This is a genomic window from Streptomyces sp. NPDC053367 (genome assembly GCF_044545925.1).
Taxonomy (GTDB): Bacteria; Actinomycetota; Actinomycetes; order Streptomycetales; family Streptomycetaceae; genus Streptomyces.
Genome location: NZ_JBITYN010000011.1, coordinates 214,874 through 238,539, shown reverse-complemented (window position 1 = coordinate 238,539; position 23,666 = coordinate 214,874). Strand labels below are relative to the sequence as shown.

At 69.0% G+C, this 23,666-nt stretch carries 32 protein-coding genes; 27 read left to right on the top strand and 5 right to left on the bottom strand.

The features are described from left to right. Window positions 1-44: 44 nt before the first annotated feature. Complete coding sequence (locus ACIGXJ_RS29575; protein WP_399651626.1) at window positions 45-224, bottom strand: hypothetical protein; 180 nt, start codon at window positions 222-224, stop codon at window positions 45-47. A 135-nt stretch (window positions 225-359) separates the two neighbouring features. Between ACIGXJ_RS29575 and ACIGXJ_RS29570 the strand changes: the two genes are divergently transcribed. Beyond that, entirely contained in the window at window positions 360-668 is a 309-nt protein-coding gene (locus ACIGXJ_RS29570) for a hypothetical protein (protein WP_399651623.1), read from the top strand. Between the two features lie 44 nt (window positions 669-712). Here the strand turns inward: ACIGXJ_RS29570 and ACIGXJ_RS29565 are convergent, their stop codons facing one another. From ACIGXJ_RS29565 to ACIGXJ_RS29550, 4 genes are read right to left on the bottom strand one after another with little or no spacing between them, the layout of a single operon-like run. Continuing rightward, window positions 713-922 (bottom strand): hypothetical protein, encoded by a 210-nt coding sequence (locus tag ACIGXJ_RS29565; protein ID WP_399651621.1) that lies wholly within the window; start codon window positions 920-922, stop codon window positions 713-715. Continuing rightward, window positions 919-1,260 carry a hypothetical protein gene (locus ACIGXJ_RS29560; protein ID WP_399651618.1) on the bottom strand — a complete coding sequence of 114 codons (342 nt, stop codon included), beginning with the start codon at window positions 1,258-1,260 and terminating at the stop codon, window positions 919-921. Before ACIGXJ_RS29560 ends, ACIGXJ_RS29565 begins: the two co-directional genes overlap by 4 nt. Next, window positions 1,257-1,445 carry a hypothetical protein gene (locus tag ACIGXJ_RS29555; protein WP_399651616.1) on the bottom strand — a complete coding sequence of 63 codons (189 nt, stop codon included), beginning with the start codon at window positions 1,443-1,445 and terminating at the stop codon, window positions 1,257-1,259. Before ACIGXJ_RS29555 ends, ACIGXJ_RS29560 begins: the two co-directional genes overlap by 4 nt. After that, on the bottom strand, window positions 1,442-1,633 hold the full coding sequence (locus tag ACIGXJ_RS29550) for a hypothetical protein (protein ID WP_399651613.1): 192 nt from the start codon (window positions 1,631-1,633) through the stop codon (window positions 1,442-1,444). The genes ACIGXJ_RS29555 and ACIGXJ_RS29550 overlap by 4 nt, the downstream gene beginning before the upstream one ends. Window positions 1,634-1,753: 120 nt before the next feature. Between ACIGXJ_RS29550 and ACIGXJ_RS29545 the strand changes: the two genes are divergently transcribed. The 26 genes from ACIGXJ_RS29545 to ACIGXJ_RS29420 all read left to right on the top strand — a co-directional run bounded on the left by ACIGXJ_RS29545 (window position 1,754) and on the right by ACIGXJ_RS29420 (window position 23,662). After that, window positions 1,754-2,086: a DUF6011 domain-containing protein gene (locus ACIGXJ_RS29545; RefSeq protein WP_399651610.1), complete on the top strand. Its 333-nt coding sequence runs from the start codon at window positions 1,754-1,756 to the stop codon at window positions 2,084-2,086. 9 nt (window positions 2,087-2,095) lie between these two features. After that, entirely contained in the window at window positions 2,096-2,251 is a 156-nt protein-coding gene (locus ACIGXJ_RS29540; RefSeq protein WP_399651608.1) for a hypothetical protein, read from the top strand. 44 nt (window positions 2,252-2,295) lie between these two features. Then, entirely contained in the window at window positions 2,296-2,559 is a 264-nt protein-coding gene (locus tag ACIGXJ_RS29535; RefSeq protein WP_399651606.1) for a hypothetical protein, read from the top strand. A gap of 139 nt (window positions 2,560-2,698) precedes the next feature. Beyond that, on the top strand, window positions 2,699-3,217 hold the full coding sequence (locus ACIGXJ_RS29530) for a hypothetical protein (protein ID WP_399651604.1): 519 nt from the start codon (window positions 2,699-2,701) through the stop codon (window positions 3,215-3,217). Continuing rightward, the gene (locus ACIGXJ_RS29525) at window positions 3,198-4,697 is read left to right on the top strand and encodes a hypothetical protein (protein ID WP_399651602.1); all 1,500 of its coding nucleotides are present in this window, start codon (window positions 3,198-3,200) and stop codon (window positions 4,695-4,697) included. Before ACIGXJ_RS29530 ends, ACIGXJ_RS29525 begins: the two co-directional genes overlap by 20 nt. After that, the gene (locus tag ACIGXJ_RS29520; protein WP_399651599.1) at window positions 4,697-4,903 is read left to right on the top strand and encodes a hypothetical protein; all 207 of its coding nucleotides are present in this window, start codon (window positions 4,697-4,699) and stop codon (window positions 4,901-4,903) included. Before ACIGXJ_RS29525 ends, ACIGXJ_RS29520 begins: the two co-directional genes overlap by 1 nt. Before the next feature lie 225 nt (window positions 4,904-5,128). After that, a complete protein-coding gene (locus tag ACIGXJ_RS29515) occupies window positions 5,129-6,613 on the top strand; it encodes a phage portal protein (protein ID WP_399651597.1) in 1,485 nt (494 codons plus the stop codon). After that, complete coding sequence (locus ACIGXJ_RS29510) at window positions 6,613-7,632, top strand: head maturation protease, ClpP-related (RefSeq protein WP_399651594.1); 1,020 nt, start codon at window positions 6,613-6,615, stop codon at window positions 7,630-7,632. The genes ACIGXJ_RS29515 and ACIGXJ_RS29510 overlap by 1 nt, the downstream gene beginning before the upstream one ends. An 11-nt stretch (window positions 7,633-7,643) precedes the next feature. Then, a complete protein-coding gene (locus ACIGXJ_RS29505) occupies window positions 7,644-9,011 on the top strand; it encodes a phage major capsid protein (protein WP_399651592.1) in 1,368 nt (455 codons plus the stop codon). A 25-nt stretch (window positions 9,012-9,036) separates the two neighbouring features. Next, window positions 9,037-9,540: a hypothetical protein gene (locus ACIGXJ_RS29500; RefSeq protein WP_399651589.1), complete on the top strand. Its 504-nt coding sequence runs from the start codon at window positions 9,037-9,039 to the stop codon at window positions 9,538-9,540. Between the two features lie 146 nt (window positions 9,541-9,686). Then, the gene (locus ACIGXJ_RS29495) at window positions 9,687-9,863 is read left to right on the top strand and encodes a hypothetical protein (protein WP_399651586.1); all 177 of its coding nucleotides are present in this window, start codon (window positions 9,687-9,689) and stop codon (window positions 9,861-9,863) included. After that, window positions 9,860-10,225 (top strand): hypothetical protein, encoded by a 366-nt coding sequence (locus ACIGXJ_RS29490; protein WP_399651582.1) that lies wholly within the window; start codon window positions 9,860-9,862, stop codon window positions 10,223-10,225. Before ACIGXJ_RS29495 ends, ACIGXJ_RS29490 begins: the two co-directional genes overlap by 4 nt. 36 nt (window positions 10,226-10,261) lie before the next feature. After that, a complete protein-coding gene (locus tag ACIGXJ_RS29485; RefSeq protein WP_399651579.1) occupies window positions 10,262-11,326 on the top strand; it encodes a LamG-like jellyroll fold domain-containing protein in 1,065 nt (354 codons plus the stop codon). 6 nt (window positions 11,327-11,332) lie between these two features. After that, window positions 11,333-12,388, top strand: a complete 1,056-nt coding sequence (locus ACIGXJ_RS29480) for a hypothetical protein (protein WP_399651576.1) — start codon at window positions 11,333-11,335, stop codon at window positions 12,386-12,388. Then, on the top strand, window positions 12,388-12,762 hold the full coding sequence (locus ACIGXJ_RS29475) for a hypothetical protein (RefSeq protein ID WP_399651574.1): 375 nt from the start codon (window positions 12,388-12,390) through the stop codon (window positions 12,760-12,762). The genes ACIGXJ_RS29480 and ACIGXJ_RS29475 overlap by 1 nt, the downstream gene beginning before the upstream one ends. Before the next feature lie 5 nt (window positions 12,763-12,767). Beyond that, complete coding sequence (locus tag ACIGXJ_RS29470) at window positions 12,768-13,229, top strand: hypothetical protein (RefSeq protein ID WP_399651570.1); 462 nt, start codon at window positions 12,768-12,770, stop codon at window positions 13,227-13,229. After that, the gene (locus tag ACIGXJ_RS29465) at window positions 13,230-14,006 is read left to right on the top strand and encodes a hypothetical protein (RefSeq protein ID WP_399651567.1); all 777 of its coding nucleotides are present in this window, start codon (window positions 13,230-13,232) and stop codon (window positions 14,004-14,006) included. Continuing rightward, a complete protein-coding gene (locus tag ACIGXJ_RS29460; protein ID WP_399651564.1) occupies window positions 14,006-14,440 on the top strand; it encodes a hypothetical protein in 435 nt (144 codons plus the stop codon). Before ACIGXJ_RS29465 ends, ACIGXJ_RS29460 begins: the two co-directional genes overlap by 1 nt. Window positions 14,441-14,470: 30 nt before the next feature. After that, complete coding sequence (locus tag ACIGXJ_RS29455; protein ID WP_399651561.1) at window positions 14,471-14,878, top strand: hypothetical protein; 408 nt, start codon at window positions 14,471-14,473, stop codon at window positions 14,876-14,878. Between the two features lie 579 nt (window positions 14,879-15,457). Continuing rightward, complete coding sequence (locus ACIGXJ_RS29450) at window positions 15,458-15,712, top strand: hypothetical protein (protein WP_399651558.1); 255 nt, start codon at window positions 15,458-15,460, stop codon at window positions 15,710-15,712. 5 nt (window positions 15,713-15,717) lie between these two features. Continuing rightward, window positions 15,718-16,119, top strand: coding sequence for a hypothetical protein (locus tag ACIGXJ_RS29445; RefSeq protein WP_399651555.1), 402 nt, complete (start codon window positions 15,718-15,720; stop codon window positions 16,117-16,119). Window positions 16,120-16,270: 151 nt separating this feature from the next. Continuing rightward, window positions 16,271-20,089, top strand: a complete 3,819-nt coding sequence (locus ACIGXJ_RS29440) for a phage tail protein (RefSeq protein WP_399651552.1) — start codon at window positions 16,271-16,273, stop codon at window positions 20,087-20,089. Window positions 20,090-20,102: 13 nt separating this feature from the next. After that, window positions 20,103-20,615, top strand: coding sequence for a hypothetical protein (locus ACIGXJ_RS29435; protein ID WP_399651549.1), 513 nt, complete (start codon window positions 20,103-20,105; stop codon window positions 20,613-20,615). 138 nt (window positions 20,616-20,753) lie between these two features. After that, window positions 20,754-22,883, top strand: a complete 2,130-nt coding sequence (locus ACIGXJ_RS29430) for a hypothetical protein (protein WP_399651546.1) — start codon at window positions 20,754-20,756, stop codon at window positions 22,881-22,883. 11 nt (window positions 22,884-22,894) lie between these two features. Further along, the gene (locus ACIGXJ_RS29425; protein ID WP_399651543.1) at window positions 22,895-23,455 is read left to right on the top strand and encodes a hypothetical protein; all 561 of its coding nucleotides are present in this window, start codon (window positions 22,895-22,897) and stop codon (window positions 23,453-23,455) included. A gap of 9 nt (window positions 23,456-23,464) precedes the next feature. Then, window positions 23,465-23,662 (top strand): hypothetical protein, encoded by a 198-nt coding sequence (locus ACIGXJ_RS29420; RefSeq protein WP_399651540.1) that lies wholly within the window; start codon window positions 23,465-23,467, stop codon window positions 23,660-23,662. The last annotated feature ends 4 nt before the right edge of the window (window positions 23,663-23,666 follow it).

Sequence of the window (23,666 nt, the reverse complement as noted above, 5' to 3'; positions counted from 1 at the left end):
GCAACAGCCCCGCCGAACCCCCCGTCCGGCGGGGCTTCGCACGCCTACCGGTCCGCCGGCTCCCGCACGGGCGGGCGGCCTTGGGGTACGGCGCGGGCCATCCACCGGCCGTCTGACAGGTACTTGGGCAGCATGATGGGGATCATGCCCGCGTCGACGAGACGCGCCAGCCCCTCGGCGCACTCTTCTTCGCTGTCGGCTTGGACGCCATACCTGATCGCCATGGTGGTCAGTGTGCCGTTACCGGAAGGGCCGCGCTTCCGGTTCGGGTGGATTCCGGTCACGGAACGGCCACAACCCGCCCACACCACCCGCACCCGCGCGCATCATGCCCCCAGCACTCAAGCCCTGGGGGGACCATGCGCCGCCGCACCGTCTGGATCATCCTGTCCGCTGTCGTGCTCGCGATCGCCATCGCGGGCACCGTCGTCTGGCTGAACGCCGACTCGTATGACGACAAGGTCGCCGACTGCCGGAAGGCCATCGCCGTCCACGATTTCGACGCCGACCCGGTCGAAGAGGGCGGCACACTTCCCGGCTGTGAGGGCGTGAAACGGGATGACTACATGGCGTTGATCCTGTCGAACGCGATCGACGACATGCCGGAGAAGGACAAGGACAGGTTGGACTACTTCGACAACGGCACGATCGACGGCAGCATCGGCTGACCGCAGACGCGTTGAGGCCCCGCCCGGGTTGGGCGGGGCCTCCGTCATGCCGTGGGTGGCTCGACGGCTGTGCGCACGGCGTTCCGGATGGAGTCAGCCGCCCACCCGACACCGTCCGCCTCAATCACCTCGGCCACGTACAGGACTTGGATCAGGGCGCGGTTGGCGCGGTCGAGTCGTTCCCGGAGGGCATCGCGCGCAGCGTCGGCGTCTTGGAGGTCGCGGGCGAGGATCTCGGCGAGGTCGTGGCTCATGTGGGCTCCTCGTCCGGGCGCACCGGGACCGCGCCGGCGGGCGGGTATGCGTCGAAGGTGCAGTTCGGTTCCCGGCCCTCGATCTCCTCGAAGCCCACGCCCAGCGGCTCCAGTGCATCCATCAGCTTGTTCGCGAGCGCCTGCGCCTCGCCCCACTGCTCGTACCCGTCCTGCCCGGTGAACCGCGCCGTCACGGTCACGCGGGCCGCGCCCGGTGCGCTGCTGGCTTCGACAGCAAAGCCGGTTGTCTCGAAGTACTCGCCGGGGCGCAGGCTCGGTAGAGCGGTGAACCCAGCAGCCGCCAGCTGCTGAGTAACCCAAGTGGCTGCCTCGCTCATCCGGTCTTCTCCTCGCTGCTCGCCGGGCGCGGGCCGTACTTCGCGACCACGTCCTCGACGTCCTGGAACGCGAGCTTCTCGGTCAGGCTCATCGCCTCGTCCTCGGCGAACGCGTCGATGTAGAGCCGGGCGACGGCGAGGAGAGTGTCCAGCTCGTGCCGTTCGACGGCGACCTGTTCGCTCATGTGGTCGTCTCCTCGCTGCTCGCCGGGCGCTCTCGGTGCTTCTTCCGGACCAGGTCGTGTAGGGCTTCGATGATCAGCTCGGAGTTCTTCCGGCCCTCGGCGGCGGCGATCTCCTCGACGTCCTTCCAGAGCGCGGGCGGCGGACGGAAGGTCTTGACGGGTGTCTGGCCGGTGGCGGGCCGGGCCATGGCTCCTCCTCGGGTGTCGTATTACAGAAACTAGGATCCATCTGCGCAAGCCTGTTGACAAGCCTCCTGCTCCGGGTGCATTCTCGTATTACAGAAACCGCACCGCAGCAGGAGGCCACCATGCAGAACACCACCCACACCCACTGCCTCCGCTGCGGCCGCACCCTCACCAACACCAAGAGCCAGGCCGCCGGCTACGGCCCCACCTGCGCCCGCCACATCCGCAACGCCCAGGTCGAGCTCACCGACTACAAGCCCCACCAGATCCAGTCGGCCCGCGAGCTCATCGAAGACGGCGCGATCATCCCCCTCCGCAGCATCGTCTTCATCGCCGTCTCCACCGACGGCACCGAGACCTATAAGACCGCCCCCACCGCCTGCTCCTGCCCCGCCGGGCTGAAGGGCTCGCGCTGCTACCACCAGCTCGCCGCCCGCATGCTGCTCGCCGCCTAGGAGGACCACATGCCCGACCCCACACCCGAAGAGGTCCGCCGTCTCCTCGCCGAGGCTCGCCTCCGCCGCCACGGCTGGGCCCGCTTCGAGGACGGCGCCCGTCGTACCGCGCAGCGCCTCGCCCGGAAGCCGATTGACGAGCCGGACACTGACCGGCCTGCTTGACCCTCGTCCTACGCTCAACCCACCGCCACCGAAAGGAACCCGCCGTGCGCCTCGCTGACCTCCGTGCCGCACTCGCCAATCTCGGCCACCTGCCCGACGACACGATCGTCGTGCTCGCCAAGGATGCCGAAGGGAACGGCTTCTCGCCGCTCGCAGAGGCGGAGGACGCCATGTACTGGGCGGAGACCACCTGGAGTGGCGAGCGCTACCTCACCGAGGAGCAGCGGCGCGCCGAGGCCAACCCCGACGACTGGAGTGAGGCCCCGGACGACGCGGTCCGTGCCGTCTTCCTCTGGCCGGTCAACTGACCCCGCATGCAACTGAAGGCCCGCCCCTGCCCGGGGGCGGGCCTTCGTCCTGCCCGCACCCGCAGGGCCGCCACCCGAGTTGCGTGCATCGTTACCATCAAACCACGCCAACCAGTAACCAGGAGGGGAGCCCACCGCCATGGCCAACCCCAACCAAGACGCACGCGACGGCAACGGCCGCTACACACGCAACCCCCAAACCGCCGAACGCGACGGCCAAGCAGCCGAACTCCGGGCCCAGGGCTGGACCTACCAGCAGATCGCCGACGAACTCGGCTACGCCGACAAACGCACCGCACTCGAAGCCTGCCGCCGCGCCATCCGCGACGCATGCGTCGGCCCCGGCAAAGCCCTCGTCGACCTCGAAGTGCAACGCCTCGAAGCGATGTACGACAGGGTCCTCGACATCCTTGAACAAGATCAGCCGCTCGTCTCTCACGGGCGGATCGTGAAGGACGACACCGGCGCCGCGCTCGTCGACGAGGAACTGAAGCTCAAGGCGATCGACCGCGCCCTCCGCACCCGCGAGTCCTTCCGGAAGCTCCTCGGCCTCGACGCCCCCTCCCGCGTCTCCGTCGAAGCCGAGAAGCTCGGCCGCGACATCGCCCGCCTCCTCGACGCCGCCACCGAGGATCCCGGTGACGACACCGACGCGTGACGAGGTAGAGCGGCAGATCCAAGAGCTCGTCCGCGCCGGCGACACGAAGGCCCTCAAGCAGATCAAGGATCAGCTGCAGCGGAAGGTGGACCGCCGGAACCTGCGACAGCGGACGCGCCTCTACCAGGACAACCCGGTCGGCTGGGTGCGGGAACGCCTGAAGCAGACGGTGTGGTCTAAGCAGCGCGAGATCATGGTCAGCATCCGCGACAACCGGCGCACCGCGGTCCGCTCCTGCCACGGCGTCGGCAAGTCCCACACCGCCAGCCTGGTCGCCGCCTGGTGGCTCGACACCCACCCGCCCGGCGAAGCCTTCGTCGTCACCAGCGCCCCGACCTTCGCGCAGGTCCGCGCCATCCTCTGGCGGTACATCCGCCGCGTCCACCGCCGCGGAGAACTCGCCGGCCGCGTCAACCAGACCGAATGGCACATGGAGGACGAGCTCGTCGCGTTCGGCCGCAAGCCCGCCGACCACGACGAGTCCGCGTTCCAGGGCATCCACGCCCGCTACGTCCTCGTCATCCTCGACGAGGCGTGCGGCATCCCCGAGCAGCTGTGGGTGGCCGCGGACGCGCTGACCACGAACTCGGACTGCCGGATCCTGGCGATCGGCAACCCCGACAACCCGGCCTCCCACTTCCGGAAGGTGTGCCAGCCCGGCTCCAACTGGCACGTCATCGGGATCAGCGCCTTCGAGTCCCCCAACCTCACCGGGGAGGAAGTCCCGGACGACGTCGCCCAGGCCCTCGTCTCCCGCGAATGGGTCGAAGAGAAGGCCGCCGAGTGGGGCGAGGACAACCCCCTCTACAAGTCCAAGGTGCTCGGCGAGTTCAGTGAGGACGCCCCGAACAAAGTCGTCCGCGCGTCCGACATCGCGAAGTGCCGCATCGACCCCGAGAAGCGGCCGGCCGCCGACGACCCGGAACCGGTCGAGCTCGGCGTCGACGTCGGCGGTGGCGGTGACGAGACCGTCATCCGTGAGCGCCGCGGCCGGCGCGCGGGCCGGGAGTGGCGGGCGCACACGGACCGGCCGGAGAAGATCGCCCCCCTGGTGCTGCAGGCGATCGAGGAGTCCGGCGCCACCGCCGTGAAGGTCGACTCCATCGGCGTCGGCTTCGGCGTGATCGGCGAGCTGCGCAACCTCGCGTCGCAGGGTAAGCACCGGGCGCGGATCGTCGGCGTGAACGTGGGCGAGAAGTCGACGCAGCCGGACAAGTTCAAGAACCTGCGCGCCGAGATGTGGTGGGAGCTGGCGCGCGGCCTGTCGGAGCGGCAGGGCTGGGACCTCTCTCAGATGGAGAACGCGGACGCCACGGTCGCGCAGCTGTTGGAGCCGCTGTGGATGGTCGATGCGGCGGGCCGTATCCAGGTCGAGCCGAAGGACGAGATCCGCAAGCGGCTCGGCCGCAGCCCGGACAACGCAGACGCGCTGCTGCTCGCGTTCTACAGCGGCGCCCGTACACGAGTGAGGTGGCTGTGATGGACAACGTTCCGATCGTCCGTGCCGGGGACACGCTGATTGTCTGCATGGGGCGGGAGACCACCCAGCAGGAGCGGGACCTGTTCTGGGAGCAGATCAAGGCGGGCTTGCCGGGTCTGCGGGTGGCGTTCCTGGAGAACGTGACCGGGCTAGCAGTGTTCCGCCCCGACTGTGCAGAGTCGACAATGCCCGAACCGGGAGAGTGAGGCGGCTGTGAGCAGGAGAAAGGTGTCCGCGCGCAGGTGGATGCAGGGTCTGAATAACTCTATGCCTGTCCTGCTTGACACGACTGGGATCATTCTGTTGTCGGGTTTCACCATGGCGTGGCCGTCGTGGCACGTCGTGGCCGGGGGCTACGTCCTCGGCTTCGGAGTCCTGGCGCTCAACAAGGTGCACGTGGGCGGCAGCAGCAGATGAGGTGAGGAGGGGCGTTGGCCAGAACCCTCCTCGACGCGCTCCTCAACCGCGCAGGCAACGCCACCGCCACGCCCGTCCCCTTCGCCCCCCGCTCCGCCTCCTACAGCCGCGGTCTGTTCGGCAGCCAGCGCGGCATGACCGCCCAGCTCGACAGCATGGGCTCCGTCTCCACCCTCTTCGCCATCGTCAACCGCACCGCCAAGGCGGAGGCGGGCGTCGAGTGGAAGCTGTACCGCAAGGCCAAGTCAGGCCGCCCCGAGGACCGCACCGAGGTCACCTCGCACGCGGCCCTCGACCTGTGGAACCGCCCGAACTCCTTCTACACGCAGTCCGAGTTCGTCGAAGCCGGCGCGCAGCACAAGCAATTGACGGGCGAGCAATGGTGGGTTGTCGCCCAGCATGAGGCCGTGAACCTGCCGCTGGAGCTGTGGCCGGTGCGCCCGGACCGGATGCGCCCAGTGCCGGACCCGGAGACGTTCCTGTCGGGGTACATGTACACGGGCCCGGACGGGCAGGAGGTCGCGCTCCGCAAGGAAGACGTGATCTTCATCAGGACGCCGCACCCCACCGACCCGTACCGCGGGATCGGCCCGGTGCAGGCGCTCCTCACCGACCTCGACGCGGTGCGCTACTCCGCCGAGTGGAACCGGAACTTCTTCCTCAACTCGGCAGAGCCCGGCGGGATCATCGAGGTCCCCAACGGCCTCGACGACGCCGAGTTCGACCAGCTCCGCGAACGCTGGAACGAACAACACAAGGGCATAGCCAACGCCCACCGCGTCGCCATCCTCGAACACGGCGTCTGGAAAGACCGCAAGTTCACCCAGCGCGACATGCAGTTCGTCGAACTCCGAGAAGTCGGACGCGAGATCATCCGCGAAGCGTTCGGCTTCCCCAAGCCCATGACCGGCGCAGTCGACGACGTCAACCGCGCCAACGCCGACGCAGGCGCCGTCATGTTCGCCCGCTGGCTCGTCGTCCCCGACCTCGAAGCCATCCGCGACGCCCTCAACCACCGCCTCCTCCCGCTGTACGGGCCGACCGCGCAGGGCCTGGAGTTCGACTTCGTCAACCCCATCCCCGACGACGTCGAGACCGAAGCCCTTCAGCTGACCGCCCGAGCCGACGCCGCCGCGAAGCTGCGCGGTGCGGGCTGGGACCCGGCCGGTGTGCTGTCCGCGGTCGGCCTGCCGGCCATTCCCTTCTCGGGCTCAGCCACGGCACCCGCGGTCGAGGCGTCGTGGGCGGAGACCGTGGCCGGCCTCACCGGTGGGCTGCCGGAGATCGAGGCGGCACAGCGGTGGGTCGTGGTGGCGCAGGACGACGACAACACGTGCGAGCCGTGCCGCGACAACGCGGGCCGCACCTACAAGAACCGGGCGCAGGCGTACCGGGACTACCCCGAGGGGCGCGGCTACATCCACTGCGTCGGCGCCGAGTACGGCAATGACTGCCGCTGCAAGGTCGTCAAGCGCGGCCGGAAGGGAGAAGGGTCCTGATGCCGTTCATTGACCTGCCGGACCGTATCCCCGGCATCCGCGCGCAGGCCCGCGAGCCGCGGTCCTGGTATCGCATCACCAACAGTGCCGCCGACGAGGCAGAGGTGATGCTCTACGACGAGGTTGGGGGCTGGCTCGGCGCAACCGCCGACGACTTCATCAACGACCTGCGCGGCATCACCGCGTCGAACATCCTGCTCAGGGTCAATTCACCTGGCGGCCAGGTCTATGAGGGAATCGCGATAGCCAACGCGCTGCGCGCCCACCCGGCCAGCGTGACCGTGCAGGTCGACGGCATCGCTGCCTCGATCGCATCCGTGATCGCGATGGCTGGTGACCGGGTTCGGATGATGCCGAACGCGATGTTGATGCTGCACGACGCCAGCGGGCTGACGGTCGGAAATGCTGCCGACCACCGCGAGACGGCCGAGCTCCTCGACAAGATCAGTGGAAACATCGCGGACGCCTACGCAGCGAGGGCCGGTGGCACTCGCGACGAGTGGCGACAGGTCATGGTGCAAGAGACCTGGTACACCGCCGAGGAGGCTGTCGCGGCCGGGCTCGCGGACGAGGTCGTTCCCACGCCGAAGCGTGGCGGTGACGCCCCAGAGATGAACCAGCAGTTCGACCTCACCGCCTACGGCTACACCGGTCCCCGCCAGCCTGAGCCGCAGGTCGAGGCGGAGCAGTCGACGACGCTGACGATCAACATCGGCGCAGCGCTCGGCGACGACTTCGCCGAGGAACTCCGCGCCCTGGTCCGCAAGCAGGTCGCCGACCGCACCGCGACCCCGCCCGTCGAGGACACCACCCCCGTCGAGCCCGTCGCCGAAGCCGCGCCCATCGAGCCCGCCCCGGAGCCGGCCGTGCCCGAGCCCGAGGCACCCGCCGCCGAACCCGAAGACCCGTGGGCGGACATGGTCGCCCACCTGACGAAGGACGAGCCCGACACGTGGTCGGTGCTGGTCTCCAACCTCACCACCACCACGGCGTCGTCCAGCGCGGCGACGGAAGCCTGAAGGAGGGCACTGTGGCAAAGACCCTGACCACGCCGCGCAACGGCACCGAGCTTCGCGAGATGCTCGGCGACTCGGCGGCCCGTAAGGAGATCCTCGCCAGCGAGGACAGCCTCACCGAGTTCATCGAGGAGTACGCCAACCGCGCCCAGGGCGACGGCACGGACCTGAAGCGGATCGTCGACGAGCAGGTGCAGCAGGGCATGGCTGCGTTCCTCCGCGACCACGGCGTGGAGAACGTGAAGCGCCCGGACCTGCGCGCGGCGACCCCCGACCCCTACGCGGGCGCCTCGCCGTCGGCGAAGGCGAAGGGCCTCTACAACCGGAACGCGCTCGGCGCGAAGGTCGACGGCATGTTCGACAGCTCTGGCGAGTACTTCCGGGCGATCTGGCGCAGCAACCCGGAGAAGAACTCCCCGGAGATGGCCGCCAAGCTGGAGACCCTCCGCAACTTCGGCAGCACCGTCCCCTCCGACGGCGGGTTCCTCATCCCCGAGACCCTGCGGTCCGAGCTGCTGTCGGTGGCGCTGGAATCGGCGGTCGTCCGGCCCCGCGCCCGCGTCATCCCCATGGACAGCCTCCGCGTCCCCTTCCCCGCCATCGACTCCACCAGCAACGTCTCGTCGGTGCACGGCGGCATCGTCGGCTACTGGACCGAGGAAGGCGCCGCGCTCACCGAGTCCCAGGCCCGCTTCTCCCGCGTCGTCCTCGACGCGAAGAAGCTCACCGCCTACACCAAGGTCCCGTCCGAGCTCCTCGCCGACAGCATCGTGTCCCTGTCGGCGCTGATCGACCAGCTGTTCCCCGAGGCCCTCGCCTGGTTCGAGGACGTCGCGTTCCTCACCGGTGACGGTGTCGGCGAGCCCCTCGGTGTCCTCAACGGCAACGCCGCGATCTCCGTGTCCCGCACGGCGGGCGGCAACGCCATCGAGTTCGCCGACGTGATCAACATGTACGCGAGGATGCTGCCGAGCAGCCTCTCCCGCGCCGTCTGGCTCGCCAGCCCGGACACCTTCCCGTCCCTCGCGCAGCTCGCCCTCACCCGCGGCACCGACGGCATCGCCTCCCCGGCCATGTGGATGAACAACGGCCAGGCCATCGGCGCCCCGCCCATGACCCTCCTCGGCCGCCCCGTCATCTTCACCGAGAAGGTCCCCGCCTCCGGATCCGCAGGCGACCTGTCCTTCGTGGACTTCGGCTTCTACCTGGTGGGTGACCGTCAGGTCATGCAGGCCCGCCAGTCCGAGGACCGCTACTTCGAGACCGACGAGGTCGCGTTCCGCATCATCGAGCGCGTCGACGGCCGGCCGTGGCTCCAGTCCGCGATCACCCCGCAGAACAACGGGTCTTCGCTGTCCCCGATCGTCAAGCTCGCCGCCTGACCAGCCCCCTGAAGGAGAACGGATCATGGAAGCACTCGGGCGGCTGTTCAACGTCGCCAAGGTCATCAGCCCCGTCGATCTCGCATCGGGCGCGCAGACCGGCACCCGCGTCCACCTCAAGGACTGCCAGGGCGTCGCGTTCATCTACGTCGCCGACGCCGGCACCGCCGGTGAGGACGTGGACCTGGACGTGCAGCAGCACACCGCCTCCAGCGGTGGCACCACGGCGGACCTGGACGTCGTCACCCGCTGGTTCTCGAAGCGGGAGACCACCCTCGACAACGACGAGCAGTGGACCAAGCACACCCAGACCGCGGCGTCCGAGGTCGACCTCGGCGACGACGAAGGCGAGAACGAGGTCATCGCCGTCGTCGAGGTCTCAGCCAAGAGTCTGACGGACGGCTACGAGTGGGTGTCCGTCAACACGACAGACGCCGGCGCGACGGCCGGGAAGCTCGGCTGCGTCATCGCGATCACCTACGACCTGACGGACCAGCGGTCTCCCGAGCTGCTCGCGGATCTGCTGTGACCTTGCGGGTCTGTCTGGACTGCACGACGGCCTTTGCGGTGGGGGCGCCCCGGTGCCCTCACTGCGGGTCGGAGCGGCACGCCGAGGAAGGCACAGCCGCCGCGCTGGGCCTGCACGCGCGCGGCCGTATCAAGGAGGACAACAGCATGCCGAAGATCACCCGCCATGGCGGGCCGTCCGACAAGGCCGACATCACCGAGACCACCGGCGAGGACACCCCACCCGAAGCCACCCCCGCCGGCCCGGCGGAGGCACCCGAGGCGACGGTCGAGGAGCCGGCGGTGAAGGCTACGCCGCGGCGTAGGACGCGGAGCAAGTCGTGACTGTCGGGCTCTCCGCTGCTGCGGCGAACACGCACCTCGACAACCAGGGCACCACCTACCCGTGGATCAAGTTGCACACCGGTGACCCGGGCGCGGCAGGCACGTCGAACGCCGCGACCGAGACCACCCGCAAGCAGGCCACTTGGGCGTCTGCCAGCGGTGGAGCGAAGACCACGTCGGCGGACCTGTCTTGGACGTCGGTGTCCGGTAGCGAGGACTACACGCACTTCAGCATGTGGACCGCGTCGACCGGCGGCAGCTTCGGCGGGTCCGGCACGGTCACCGCGAACGCCGTCACCAGCGGCGACACGTTCACCATCCCCGCCGGGGAGCTCGACCTGTCCCTGTCCGTCGCGTCCTGAACCAGCCAGCCCAGTCCAGAGAGGAGGTGACCGAGAATGTCGATGCGTGCCGATCAGGCCAGCGACCGCGTCAGCTACACAGCCAGCGCTCCGCCCGCCCCGGCGACGGCGTTCACGGTCACCTTCTGGGCGCGGCTGCGCGTGGACCGGGACGACTTCTCCACCATGCTGCGCCTGCACTCGTCGTCGGGCGGCTCGACCTCCGTCAACATCGCCACGGGCAGCTCCGGCACCACACCGGTCGTCGTGAGCCCTGGCAACACGGGCGGCATCGTGGGCGCGGACCCGCTGGCCGTGGACACGTGGCGGATGCTCGCCGTGACGGTTGCTGGGACCGGCGCCACCGACGGGAAGATCTACACGAGGACGGTCGGCGGATCCACGAGCGTCGTGTCTGGGCTGGTGTCCGGCGGCGGCACCCCGGACGGCATCACCCTGTTCGGCCGGTCGGCCGGGGACGCCACCGAATGGTTCAACGGTGGCTTGGCCTACGTCCGCGTGTGGTCGGCGGTCCTGTCGCAGGCGGAGATCGAAGCCGAGTGGGCGTCGGCGACGATCGTCCGGACTTCTGGGGTGTGGGCGAACTGGCCCATGCTCACCGACATCAACGACATCTCCGGCAACGCCCGCCACCTGTCTGCCGGATCGACAGCCCTCACCGTCGAGGACAACCCGCCGCTCTCCACCACGGTCACCGGCACCGCGCTCGGCACGTTCGGCAGCCTGACAGGCGCAGCGTCCGGGGTGCGCACCGCGTCCGGGACCGCGGCGGCCTCCCTCGGCGGACTGACAGGCGCAGCCGTCGGCACGCGGAAGGTGACCGGATCGGGCGCCCTGTCGGGCGGCGCGCTCACCGGCACAGCGAGCGACAGCGCAGCAGCCACACCGGCCTCGGGGTCGTGGTACGGGCTGCTCGACATCCTCCGCGAAGGTGCACAGCAGTACCGCGAGGAGCAGCAACGCCCGCCCGAGGCATGCCTGGACTGCGGCGAACCCCTCCGCACCAGCCCTCGCGGCGAGCTGTTCTGCCGGTTCGACGGCTCGATCTGGGCGGCTGGCGGCCGTCTGGTCGGCCACGTCAGCACTGCTGGGAGGAGGTGACCCCAGATGACTAACCCTTGGTACGCGACCCGTGAAGAGATCAAGGCTGAGCTGGACGTGAAGGAGACCGCGCGCGCAAACGCGCGGATCGACCGTGCACTTGAGGATGCGTCCCGAGCGGTCGAGGGAATGTGCCACCGCCGCTTCTACCCGGAGGCGGGTACGCGTTACTTCAACTGGCCGGACTCTCAGTACGGCACGTCGTGGCGGCTGTGGCTCGACGACAGTGAACTCATCTCCGTCACCACCCTCGTATCCGGCGGCGTCGAAATCGCATCGACGGACTATCTGCTGGAGCCCAACCGGAACGGCCCGCCCTACAGCAGGCTGGAGATCGACCTCAGCAGCTCGGCCGCGTTCGGCGGGGGCGACACCCACCAGCGCGACATCACCATCACCGGCCTGTGGGGCTACCGCAACGACGAAACCCCCGTCGGCACGCTCGCCGAAGCGCTCGACGCCAGCGAGACCGGCATCGACGTAGACGCAGCCACCTCCGCGGCTGTCGGTGTCGGCTCCCTGCTGCGCATCGACTCCGAACGCGTCATCGTCACCGGCCGCTCGCAGCTCGACACCGGGCAAACCGTCGGCGGCAGCGGCCTCACCGCCCAGAACAACAGCGTCACCCTGACCGTCCAGTCCGGGACGGCCTTCGCCGCAGGCGAGACCATCCTCATCGACGGCGAACGCCTCCGCATCGACGACATCGCAGGGAACACGCTCGTGGTGGCCCGCGCCTGGGACGGCTCCACCATCGCCGCCCACTCCGTCGGCGCCACCATCTACGCTCCCCGCACCCTCACCGTGGAACGCGGCGCCCTCGGCACCACCGCCGCCACACACGCCAGCAGCGCCACCGTCTACCGCTTCGACCCGCCCGGCCCCGTCCGCCAGTTCGTCATCGCCGAAGCCCTCAACGACCTTCTGCAGGGGCGCGCCGGCTACGCGCGCACGGCGGGCGCCGGCGAGTACGAGCGGGAGGTTACGGCCCGCGGGCTGAAGGAGCTGCGGGAACGCGTGTACGCCTCTCACGGCCGCAAGGCCCGGATGAGGAGCGTGTGATGCGACTCATCGTCTCCACCAGCGGTCGCGGCCCGATGTTCGACGGGCGGGCCCTGGGTGCCCTCAACCGGTACGTCGACCACTTGGAGGAGGAGCTCGCCGAGGACGGCCGCACCATCCTCCTGGGCGAACTTGACCGTGTCCTCAAGACGCAGACGCCGTACTACACGACTCGGATCGAGGTCATCGACCGGCACACCATCTGGGACAACCGTGTGATCTACGGTCCGTGGCTGGCTGGTATCGGCTCCCGCAACTACCCGGTGACGAAGTTCAAGGGCTACGACCACTGGACCGTCACCCGGGACAAGCTCAACACCCGCAAGCGCGGTATCGGCGAACGACTCCTCCGCCGCTACACGGGACGGATGTGATTGCCGTGACCGACCTCGACCTCCGCGCCTACCGCAGCGCCAGCACGTCACATGCCCAGGCCCTCGGCCTGTTCGACCAGGTGCTCGGCCACGAGCCCGTATCCGCCCCCGGCAGCGGCCTCACCTACGCCATGTGGGTCGGCCCCGTCCGCCCGGTCCAGGCCCGCTCGGGGCTGAACGTCGTCTCGGCCCGGCTGGAACTCAAGGGGCGGGTGTTCATGCCCGCAGACACCGAGCCGATGGACGACGTCGACGTGGCCGTGACCGACGCGGTGTCCGCGCTCATGGGTGCGTACTGCGGCGACTTCACACTCGACGGCCTCGTGTCGAACGTCGACCTCCTCGGCGCCCACGGCGCGCCGCTCGGCGCGGACTTCGGCTACACGCGGCTCGACAGCATCACTTACCGGGTGGCCACTCTCACCATCCCGCTGATCATCAACGACGCATGGAACGAGGTGGCATAGGTGACCAAGAGGTCCGGCCTCGCACAGAACTTCTACCTCGGCGGCTACAACCTGTCCGGCGACACCGGCGCGGGCAACGACATCGGCGGCGGCTTGGCCGGAACCCAGGACGTCACCGGCATCGACAAGAGCGCCTTCGAACGGATCGGGCTGCTCCGAGACGGTCGCCTGTCCTGGACCGCCTTCTTCAACCCGGAGAAGGCCACCGACATCCCGGGCACAACGGAGGACCGGGCGCACACCGTCCTGTCCAGCCTGCCCACTACCGACCGCCACATGATGTGGGCAACGGGTACGAGCATCGGTTCGCCGGCCGCGTGCATGGTCGCGAAGCAGATCGACTACAACCCGACGCGGGCGGCGGACGGTTCGCTGACGATCAGCGTGTCGGCTCAGGCGAACGCTTACGGGCTGGAGTGGGGCGACCTGCTGACGGCCGGCGTGCGCACGGACACGACCGCCACGAACGGCAGCTCGCTCGACCTGGGCACCGGCTCCACTGCGTTCGGACTCCAGGCCTACCTGCACGTTTTCGCTTTCACGGGCACGAGCGTGACGGTGAAGCTGCAGGAGTCCAGCGACAACGGCGGCGCGGATGCCTGGGCGGACGTCACGGGTGGCGCCTTCACCGCGGCGACCGGGATCACGGCGCAGCGGATCCAGACGGGCCGCACCCAGACCGTCGAACGCTACCTGCGGGTGGTCACGACGGGGACTTTCACGAACGCCAAGTTCGCCGTGGCCGTCATCCGTAACGACGTGAGGGTGGACTTCTGATGGGCGAGCCGTTCCGACTCCAGCCGCAAGGCCCCACCGGGGCGTACCAGACGTTCAGCATCCGCTCCCGCCCCGACCAGGCCGTGCGCACCGTGTGCGAGCAGGTCGCGTGCGAGGCGTGGCGCAAGGGCTGGGAGTCCGCCATCGACGAACGCACCGACCTCGGCAAGGCGCAGGCCGCGTACATCCGCACCCAGTCCGGGCGGACCTTCCGTGAGATGCCGCGCGGCGACGGCCTCACCGTCTTCCGCTTCGACAGCGGACAGCGCTGCTTCGCCGACCACAAGACCCGCCCCGAGCTGTACCTCGTCCGCGACGGGGACTTCCGTGGCAACCCCACCGGCCGGCGCCGCGTGCACACGCGGGCGCAGGACTGGGTGGAGAACGTGCAAGAGGAGCTTGGCCGGTTCAACGAGGACCGCCGCCGGGGCTAGCCCCGAATACCACACAGAAGGGTGTGAATCATGGCAAAGGAATCGGGCCTCGGCTGGACCACGCTGAACGTGGACGACTCCGCAGGCAGCGCGCGGGACATCCGGAACGACGTCACCAACCTGGACTGGTCCATGCCGCGTGGCGTGCAGGACGTGACCGGCATCGACAAGAGCGCGATCGAGCGGCTGCTGCTTCTCGCGGACTTCTCCGGGACGATGAACGGCGTCTTCGATGACGGCTCCAACCTGGCGCACTCGGTCCTCAAGACCGTGAGCAGCACGTCGGTGAACCGGACGATCGGGATCGTGATCTCCGGCCAGACCCTCAACAACGAGTGCCTGATCACGGACTACGCGCTCACCCGCGCCGCGTCCGGCGAGTTCACCTGGTCGGCGCCGTTCTCCCTCGCCGACGGGAACGTGCCGACCTGGAGTTAGGACCAAGTCGCATGCAGCGTCGGTTAGTTGGCCTCTAGGCTGTCCAGGTAATCGAGTCTTGGAGGCCATGTCATGGGCGGAGCAGCATCCGGCAAGTACAACGTCAAGTCCTGCGGCAACGCACACGCGTGGTGCGCCGAATGCCGCCCCGAGATGGCAGCCGCCCTGCGGAAGCCGAAGAGACCGAGGAAGGAGCACGACAAGCCATGCAGAAACTGCGGACGCTGCGACGCGTGCCTCGGGATCGAGGCGCCGGAGGGCATGAAGGTATGCCGCAACTGCCAGTCGACCAAGCCGCTGTCGGCGTTCGCCCGGAGGAACGACACCGGCGGCTACCGAAACCAATGCAACCAGTGCCGAAACGGTGGGGTGGAGTCGGCACGCTGCACGGGGTGCGGGGAACGCTTCGCACGGCAGAGCAGCGCTCGGGATCTCTGCCCGCGATGCCGTCCGCCTCTGACAAAGCCGTGCGCACGCTGCGGAAGCCAGTTCACCGGCTCGACAGAACTGCGCCGCTACTGCTCGCCCGAGTGCCGCGATGCAGCGCTCGACGACAAGCGCAGAGAAACGCGACGCAAGGTGCGACTGGAAGCTCTGCGAGCGTACAGCGGCGAGACACCGATCTGCGTCTGCTGCGGCGAGGACACGCTCCTCTTCCTCTCGCTGGACCACATCGACGGCGGCGGCGGCAAGCACCGTCAGGAGACAGGCGGGGGCGGGTTCTACACCTGGCTGCGCCGCCACAACTACCCGGCCGGGTTCCGGGTCCTCTGCCACAACTGCAACCTCGGCCGACAGCTCAACGGCGGCACCTGCCCGCACCAGGAGGAATGACCCCTATGGGATTCGACGCAACCCCCGCTACGGTCACCGTTCGTTTCAAGCCGGGGCACAAGTACCACGGCGCCGAAGCGCAGGTGCGCGGCATGAGCATCGGCGAGTACCTCGCCGCCACCGGCATGGACGGCGGCGAGGGCGACGACACCGCGAAGACGATGGCGCGGTTCTTCGACTCCCTCGTGTCGTGGAACCTCACCTACCAGGGCCAGCCGCTGGCACCCACCCCGGACGCCATGCAGAAGGCCGACCAGGCCCTGATCCGCGCCATGAACAACGCCTGGATCGAGTCGCTTATGGGGGTTGCCGACAGCGACCCTTTGCCCGAGAACTCCACCTCTGGCGCGAGCTCCCCGGCGCCAGCAATTCCGATGGCACCACTGTCGGAGAGCCAGGCGAGCTGACCCAAGCCCGCTACCTGCTGGGGATCCTGCGGAAGTTCCCCGGCTACACCCTCACCACCCTGTTGCAGGAAGACGTGCGCCTGCTGCGCCTGCTCAGCATCGAAGCCCTCGGCACACCCGACGAACCCGACCCGGAAGGAGGTGACGACGCATGGCCGGAGACGACGTAACGATCACTATCCGCGCCGACAGCGGCGACGCCGTCCGCGCGTTCCGTGACGTGGACGGACGCCTACGCGACATGCGTGGCCGGTTCGTGTCCGAGAGCGCGATCATGTCCGGGTCGATGAACCGGCTCTCCTCCTCCATCACGGGAGTCCGCGGATCGATCATCCCGCTCGCCGCCGCGGCCGTACCGCTCGCGGCGGCCATGGCCCCGGTCGCGGCGAAGTCGCTGGCGGCCGGCGCAGCGGTGGCGGCGTTCGGTGTTGCCGTGGCCGGGCAGGTGGGTCATCTGTCGGATGCGTCGAAGGCGCAGCAGAAGTACGCGGACGCGGTCGCCCAGTACGGGCGGGGTTCGAAGCAGGCGGCTGAGGCTGCTCGCGCGCAGCAGGCGACGTTGGCGGGCATGCCTGCGGCGACGGCTCAGGCCTCGGTCGCCATGCAGACGCTGGGCCGCACGTTCCGCGACTGGTCTGACTCGACGGCGAAGTTCACGATGGCGCCGGTCGAGAAGAGCTTCACCGTGCTGGGCGAACTGGTGCCCCGCCTCACACCCATGGTCGAGGGCGCATCAACCCAGCTTGAGCGACTGGTCGACGTGGCCGGCGGTGCGGTCGCCTCGCCCGGCTTCGATGCTCTGGCCGAGAAGCTCGGGACACTCACCAGTGGTGCGCTTGAGGGCGCGGTCGACGGCGTCATCCGGTTCGCGCGGGCTCTGTCCGAAGGCGACGTGTCCGGGCCGATCAAGACGTTCATGGACTACGCGGAACGCAACGGCCCCGCCATGCGGGAAACCCTCGCCTCCGTCAGCGACGCCGTCATGAACCTCGTCGAGGCCGCGGCCGACGCCGGCCCCGGCATGCTGACGCTGGTCAACGCGGCTGCGGGGCTGGTGGCGTCGCTGCCGCCTGAGCTGGTCACGATCCTCATGCAGACCGCGGTCGCCCTGAAGGCGGTGTCGCTGGCGGGCGCGGGGGCGGCTGCTATCGCTGGCGGGATCGCGAGTCTCGGCGCGCAGATCACGGCGCTGAAGGCGGCGTCGGTTGCGGCGGGCGGCGGGCTGGCGGGCTTCAACGCGGCGTTGACCACGCTGTCGACGGGCGGTAAGGCGGCGCTCGCGTTGGGCGTGGTGGGCGGGCTGTCGCTGGCGATGCACCAGCTCAGCGACCAGAAGTCGCCGGTCGCGGTGGATGAACTGTCGACGGCGCTGAACACGCTCGCGTCGACGGGCAAGGTCACCGGGGTCCTGAAGACCGACTTCGACGAGATGACGAAGTCGATCGCGATGATGTCGAAGGGCGCCTCGGACAACAAGCTGCTGAAGCTCACCAGCGACTTCGGCACGTGGATCGGCATCGCGACCGGCCCGTCGATCTCCGACGCCCGGAAGAACCTGGACGCCTGGGACAAGTCCATGGCGAACCTGGTCAAGGAGGGCCGCTTCGAGGAGGCAGCCGCCCAGTACGACATCCTTAAGAAGGCGTGGCAGGCGGGCGGCGGAGACCTCGACCGGCTGAAGGACACCACCAACGACTACCAGAACTCGCTGGCCGACGCTGCGTTCGAGCAAGACCACGCCGCCCAGAGCATGGGCGTGTTCGGGGCGGCGGCGCAGGACACTGAGGCGAAGCTGGCCGCGCAGCGGCAGGCTGCTGATGGGCTGCGCGCCAGCATCCTCGCCCTGAACGACGTCAACAGGTCGGCGCACGATGCGCAGACCCAGTTCGGGGCAGCTCTTGACGCTCTCACCGCCAGCTTCGCGGAGCATGGTGCGACGCTCAGCGCGGACACCGAAGCGGGCCGGGCGAACCGGGATGCCATGTCGGCTGCCGCGGCGGCACAGGATGAGCTGATCGCATCCGGCCTGGCAGCTGGTGAATCACTCGGCTCAATGACGAAGAAGTCGAGCGAGCTGCGCGAGGAGATGATGCGCCTCGCCCTCGAAGCCTTCGACGGGAACAAGCAGAAGGCGACGGAGTACGTCAACACGCTGCTCGGTATACCGAGCGACATCAAGACCATGATCACGGCGGAGAAGGAGGAGGCGATCTCCGGGCTGCACTCCGTGCAGGCCGAGATCGAGAAGACGCCACGAGCCAAGACCGTGACCGTGGAAGCTCTGAACGGGGCGGCTATCGCGGCGCTGGAAGCGGTCGGCCTCAAGACCCGGCAACTCCCCGACGGGCGGACACAGGTCTTCACGGCGAACGGGCAGGCCCTCGGATCCATCGGTGCTGTCGTTGCTGCGCTGGCGGCACTCGACGGGAAGACCGCACAGACCTACACCACGCACAACGTCACCACGATCTTCAAAAGCGTCCAGGCGAGTGGCGGCTCCAACCAGTCGGCAAGGAACGCCGCCGAGCTCGCATCGCGCGGACTCCTCGCAGACGGCGGCCTGGTCCCTCGGTACGCGGACGGCGGAGACGTACAGGTCGCCCCGAACGGCCTGATCCGTGGCCCCGGCGGTGGACGCTCGGACAGCATCCTGGCCCTGTTCGCGTCGGGGGCAACCGGCCGGATCTCGAACACCGAGTACGTCGTCAACGCCGCCTCTACAGCGAAGTACCTGCCGCTGCTGGAAGCCATCAACGAGGACCGCCTGCCCAAATTCGCGAAGGGCGGCAAGGTCTCGAAGGCGCAAGAGCGCGCCCGAGCCCAGGCGAAAGCCGAGGCGGAGGCACGCCGCGACGCGATGGGCGACCTCGGCATCAGCCACTTCGGGCGGATGGCCGGCGACCGGCGCAGTTCGTTCAATTCGGCGCTGGCCCGGCCCGACAGCCTGGCGTCCCTGGTGAGCTCCCTCAACGAGTGGGCCAGCGTCATCCGCAAGGCCACGCACGGCTCCCTCGAAAAGGGCCTCCTCAGGGCGCTCGACTCCGCCGGCCGGAAACTGATCGGCTGGGAGAAGCAACTCACCCAGGTAGGCAAGGAACTCGACAAGGCGAAGGGCCGGCTGTCTGATCTGCGGTCGGCGGCGTCGCAGCTGGCGGGCTCGGTCCGGTCGGGGGTGCTCAGCTCGGCGAGCATCACGCGCGGTGCGGGCGGCAGCGGCACGGTGTCCCTGTCGTCGATCATGGGCGGCCTGATCGGGAGCAGGGACAAGGCCACCGCTTTCGCTAGCGCCTTGGACCAGCTCCGCGACAAGGGCCTCTCCTCCAGCCTGCTCCGCCAGGTCGCCGAAGCCGGGATCGAGGGCGGCGGCCTGGAGACCGCGGGCGCTTTGCTGGGGGCGTCGTCGTCGGAGATCAAGACGATGAACGACCTGCAAGGCCAGATCGCGAAGGCAGCCTCGGCGGCGGGGAAGACGACCGCGGACGCGGTGTACGCCAAGGCGATCGCCGCGCAGGAGCGCCTCGTTAAGTCGCTCGGCGCGCAGCAGAAAGACCTGCTCAAGAGCATGGACAGGCTCGCCGGGTCGATGGAGAAGCTCATCGAGGCCGCCTTCAAACGGAAGGGCGGTAAGGCGGCTGGCGGAATCGTCGGCGCCGCATCGGGCGGGATCCGCTCGAACCTGACATGGGTGGGCGAGCACGGTCCGGAGCTGCTGGATCTGCCGGCGGGGGCGCGGGTGTGGTCGAACCCGGACTCGCGGCGGATGGCTCAGGGCGCGTGGGCGTCGATGCTCAACACCCCCCGCCGCGGTGGTGCGGCTGTGGCGCCGGCGGCTGGCCGGCCTGAGCCGGTGGTGATCGAACTGCGGTCGAGTGGCTCCGAGGTTGACGAGTTCCTGCTGAAGCTTCTGCGCCGTGCGATCAACGCGCGCGGCGGTAACGCCCAGGTCGTCCTCACCGGACGCAAGCAGTAGAGAGGAAGACCCGATGCCCTTCACGGTGTGGAACGGCCCGGCACCGACAACGGCCGCGCTGGCCAGCGTCACGACGGGGACCGCGATCAAGACGATGCTGCAGCTGGCAACGCCGTCGACCACGCAGATCCGCATCATCGAGTGGGGGTTCTCCCTCGACGACCCGCCCGGCGCGGACGGTGTGATCGAGCTGCTGCAGACGGACGTGGCGGCCACGGTCACACAGCATGTCGCCGCGACCGGCGTGGTGAACCTCGACCCGAACGGCCCGACGACGCTGCTCACGATGGGCACGTCGGCTACCGGCTACACAGCGACCGCTGAGGGGGCGATCGCCGCGACACGCCCGTTCGATGCGGTGTCGCTGTCGTCGGTGTCGCAGGAGTCTGGCCTCACCTACACGAAGACGTTCATGCCGAACGCCATGCCGATCGTGGCGGTGAGCCGGTTCCTGCGCGTGCGGGCCACGACCCCGACGACGGCGGCGGACATGCGCTGCTTCGTGACCTTCGAGCAGGTGGGCTGACCTGTGCCGTCCTCCCTCGTCCAGCTCGTCACCGCGTACCGGCGGCGGTTCACGAACACGCCTGGCCCGGCGCGGCCATCGGGCGAGGTGTCGAATGGTGAGCCGGTCCAGGTGGAGATGTGGATCAATGGTGCGTGGGTGGACATCACCGCATATGTGATGGTCCGCGACGACCAGGGCCGCATCTCGATCTCGTATGGGGTGCGTGACGAGTCGTCGCTGACGGAGCAGTCCCGCAGCACCCTTCCCCTGCGGAACGACGATGGCCGGTTCACGCGCCGGAACCCGACCGGCCCGTACTACGGCTACATCGGCCGCAACACCCCGATCCGGATCTCTGTGCCGGACGGGCTGGGCGGCAAGAGCTACCGGCAGCAGGCCGAGATCTCGAAGTGGCCCAAGCAGTGGGACCCCACCGGCAACGACGTGTGGGTGGACGTGTCCGCGGACGGCCTCATGCAGCGCCTGTCGAAGGCCCCGCCGCCCGAGCGGAGCGTGGTGTACGAGGCGATCACGGATCCGCTCGCCTCGTCGGTGGTGGCGTACTGGCCGTGCGAAGACCCGTCCGGTTCGACGTCGCTGGCGTCGGCGATGACGACCGGCTCTGCCATGACCTGGACCGGCACGCCAAGCCTGGCCTCCTACGACGGGTTCACCGCGTCCGACCCGCTGCCGGACCTGACGACCGCCACCCTGTCCGGCGGCGTCGCCAAGTACACAGATCCGACCGCCACGCAGGTGCGGTTCCTCGCGTACATCCCCGCCGACGGTCTCGCCCTCGGCAAGGTTCTGGTGGCGATCGACCAACTCGACTATTCGGCCGGGGCCTCGCAGTTCTGGGAGGTGTTCTACGACACGAGCACCAAGAGCTTCACGATCCGCACGTGCGCGTCCGACGGCACCGTCCTCGGCGCCGAGCTGCAGCACACCCTCGACGTCCGCGGCCGGCTGCTGTACGTGTCGGTGGAGCTGCAGGAGTCCGGCGCCAACATCACCCGCACCGTCCGGTTGAAGGACGTCTCCACCCGCCAGACGTACACCGTCAGCGACACCGTGGCCGTCACCCAGCTCACCCGCGTCACCAAGGTGCAGTTCGGGCCGGCGTCCCGCGCGGTGTCGGGCGCGGCCGGCACGCAGTACCTGCCGGGGGTGGCGGTCGGGCATGTGACGGTGGAGAACTCGATCACGGCGATGGATGCGCTCGGCGTGCGGGTCAACCCCATCGGGGAGACCGCGGGGCGCAGGATTCAGCGGCTGTGCGGCGAGGAGGGCCTGCCGTTCGAGTGGGTCGGCGACCTCGATGACACGGTGGCGCTCGGCGCGCAGGGCAAGAGCAATCTGCTGGCGCTGGTGCAGGAGGCGGCGCTCGCCGACGGCGGCCTGCTGTACGAACTGCGGTCCGGGCTGGGGCTGGGCTACCGCACGCGTGCCTCCCTGTACAACCAGGACCCGGCGCTGACGCTGGACTACACGGCCTACCAGCTGTCGCAGATCCCGGCACCGGTGGAGGACGACCGCTACCTCGCGAACCAAGTCGTCGTCTCGGTCAACGGCGTGACGGCAACGTATGAGGAGACGGACGGCCCGCTATCAACGGAGCTGCCGCCCGCGGGGGTCGGCGTGTACGGCGCCAACAGCGAGTCGCCGCTGTCGCTGAACCTGGCGACCAGCGACCGGCCGACACTGCTGGACCACGCGGCATGGCGGGTGCACCTCGGCACGGTCGATGAAGATCGCTTCCCTGAGATCAGCGTGAACCTGGTCCACCCGAGCATCACCCCGGCAATGCGGCAGGCCATCCTCGCGCTGCGCCTCGGCGACCGCATCCAGGTCACCAACCCGCCCGTCTGGGTCGGCCCCGAAACAATCGACCAGCTCGTCATCGGCATGTCCGAGGAGATCACCCACTTCGAGCACCGAATCACGCTCACCTGCCAGCCCTCGTCGCCCTACAACTCGATGGGCGTCCTCGACGCCGCAGCCGCGCGGATCGACACGGACGGGTCGGAGCTGGCGGCGGACGTGTCGTCGTCGGCCACGTCGCTGTCGGTCGCGTCGTCCGCCGGCCACACCACGCTGTGGACAACGGACGCTGCCGACGCGCCGTTCGACATCCGGGTGGGTGGCGAGGTCATGACCGTGACCGCGGTGTCCGGGAGCAGCAGCCCGCAGACGTTCACCGTGACCCGCTCCGTGAACGGCGTCGTCAAGGCCCACGCTGCTGGCGCGGATGTGCGTCTCGCTACCCCTACCTATCTCGCCCTGTAAGGAGGCCCGTTGTGGCTGAGCAGTACCCGACGCTTGCCGCAGGCCAGCGCATCACCGCGAGCCTCCTGCGCAGCATGCAACCGCAGTTCGCCCGCAAGACCGCCGACACCGCGCGCCCCGCGGTCACGACCCAGACCGACGACCCTCACTTGACTTTCACGGTCGAGGCGAACGGGGTGTACGACTGCACGGGCTGGCTGAAATACGACGGGCCGACCGCGGCCGACTTCCAATTCTCGTGGACCATCCCGGCCGGATCGGACGGCGAGTTCTACGGCTGGGGCGCCGGCCACTCCCCGGTGATCACGTTCACGAATACCGGCGTGGTGCAGCTGGATACGTCGTCGTCGCGCGGCTACCCCATCCGGGTCGAGTCGCTGGACATCACCAGCGCAAGCCGCAACGTGGGCTGTCTCGGTGTCGGCACCGTGCTGACCGTGCAGACCAGGGCCCTGCTCCGCGTCGGCGCGACCGGCGGCACCTTCGCCCTGAAGTGGGGCCAGGCCACTTCGGATGCCTCGGCCACGACTCTGTACACCGACTCGATGCTCCGTCTCGACCGAATCGCCTAGGAGACCCTCATGCCTCAGTACGTCATCACCGGCCGCAGCAACGACGGGACCACGATCGCGACGACGTCCGTCAGCTCGGTGGATCAGGACGGGCCGGTCATCGACGACATGACCATCGTGAATGCGGCTCGGGCCGCGATGGCGTCCGGTGCGGGCGTGGCTTCGGTCCTTGTCCGCAAGTACGACCAGATCATCACCGTCGTCTAGGGGG

Coding starts and splice junctions, on each gene's coding strand:
- ACIGXJ_RS29495 (WP_399651586.1), top strand. CDS start 9,687: ATGCCGAAGATCACCCGCCATGGCGGGCCGTCCGACAAGGCCGACATC.
- ACIGXJ_RS29500 (WP_399651589.1), top strand. CDS start 9,037: ATGGAAGCACTCGGGCGGCTGTTCAACGTCGCCAAGGTCATCAGCCCC.
- ACIGXJ_RS29565 (WP_399651621.1), bottom strand. CDS start 922: ATGAGCCACGACCTCGCCGAGATCCTCGCCCGCGACCTCCAAGACGCC.
- ACIGXJ_RS29510 (WP_399651594.1), top strand. CDS start 6,613: ATGCCGTTCATTGACCTGCCGGACCGTATCCCCGGCATCCGCGCGCAG.
- ACIGXJ_RS29485 (WP_399651579.1), top strand. CDS start 10,262: ATGTCGATGCGTGCCGATCAGGCCAGCGACCGCGTCAGCTACACAGCC.
- ACIGXJ_RS29545 (WP_399651610.1), top strand. CDS start 1,754: ATGCAGAACACCACCCACACCCACTGCCTCCGCTGCGGCCGCACCCTC.
- ACIGXJ_RS29440 (WP_399651552.1), top strand. CDS start 16,271: ATGGCCGGAGACGACGTAACGATCACTATCCGCGCCGACAGCGGCGAC.
- ACIGXJ_RS29555 (WP_399651616.1), bottom strand. CDS start 1,445: ATGAGCGAACAGGTCGCCGTCGAACGGCACGAGCTGGACACTCTCCTC.
- ACIGXJ_RS29560 (WP_399651618.1), bottom strand. CDS start 1,260: ATGAGCGAGGCAGCCACTTGGGTTACTCAGCAGCTGGCGGCTGCTGGG.
- ACIGXJ_RS29460 (WP_399651564.1), top strand. CDS start 14,006: ATGGGCGAGCCGTTCCGACTCCAGCCGCAAGGCCCCACCGGGGCGTAC.
- ACIGXJ_RS29540 (WP_399651608.1), top strand. CDS start 2,096: ATGCCCGACCCCACACCCGAAGAGGTCCGCCGTCTCCTCGCCGAGGCT.
- ACIGXJ_RS29530 (WP_399651604.1), top strand. CDS start 2,699: ATGGCCAACCCCAACCAAGACGCACGCGACGGCAACGGCCGCTACACA.
- ACIGXJ_RS29480 (WP_399651576.1), top strand. CDS start 11,333: ATGACTAACCCTTGGTACGCGACCCGTGAAGAGATCAAGGCTGAGCTG.
- ACIGXJ_RS29475 (WP_399651574.1), top strand. CDS start 12,388: ATGCGACTCATCGTCTCCACCAGCGGTCGCGGCCCGATGTTCGACGGG.
- ACIGXJ_RS29445 (WP_399651555.1), top strand. CDS start 15,718: ATGGGATTCGACGCAACCCCCGCTACGGTCACCGTTCGTTTCAAGCCG.
- ACIGXJ_RS29520 (WP_399651599.1), top strand. CDS start 4,697: ATGGACAACGTTCCGATCGTCCGTGCCGGGGACACGCTGATTGTCTGC.
- ACIGXJ_RS29575 (WP_399651626.1), bottom strand. CDS start 224: ATGGCGATCAGGTATGGCGTCCAAGCCGACAGCGAAGAAGAGTGCGCC.
- ACIGXJ_RS29420 (WP_399651540.1), top strand. CDS start 23,465: ATGCCTCAGTACGTCATCACCGGCCGCAGCAACGACGGGACCACGATC.
- ACIGXJ_RS29435 (WP_399651549.1), top strand. CDS start 20,103: ATGCCCTTCACGGTGTGGAACGGCCCGGCACCGACAACGGCCGCGCTG.
- ACIGXJ_RS29570 (WP_399651623.1), top strand. CDS start 360: ATGCGCCGCCGCACCGTCTGGATCATCCTGTCCGCTGTCGTGCTCGCG.
- ACIGXJ_RS29455 (WP_399651561.1), top strand. CDS start 14,471: ATGGCAAAGGAATCGGGCCTCGGCTGGACCACGCTGAACGTGGACGAC.
- ACIGXJ_RS29550 (WP_399651613.1), bottom strand. CDS start 1,633: ATGGCCCGGCCCGCCACCGGCCAGACACCCGTCAAGACCTTCCGTCCG.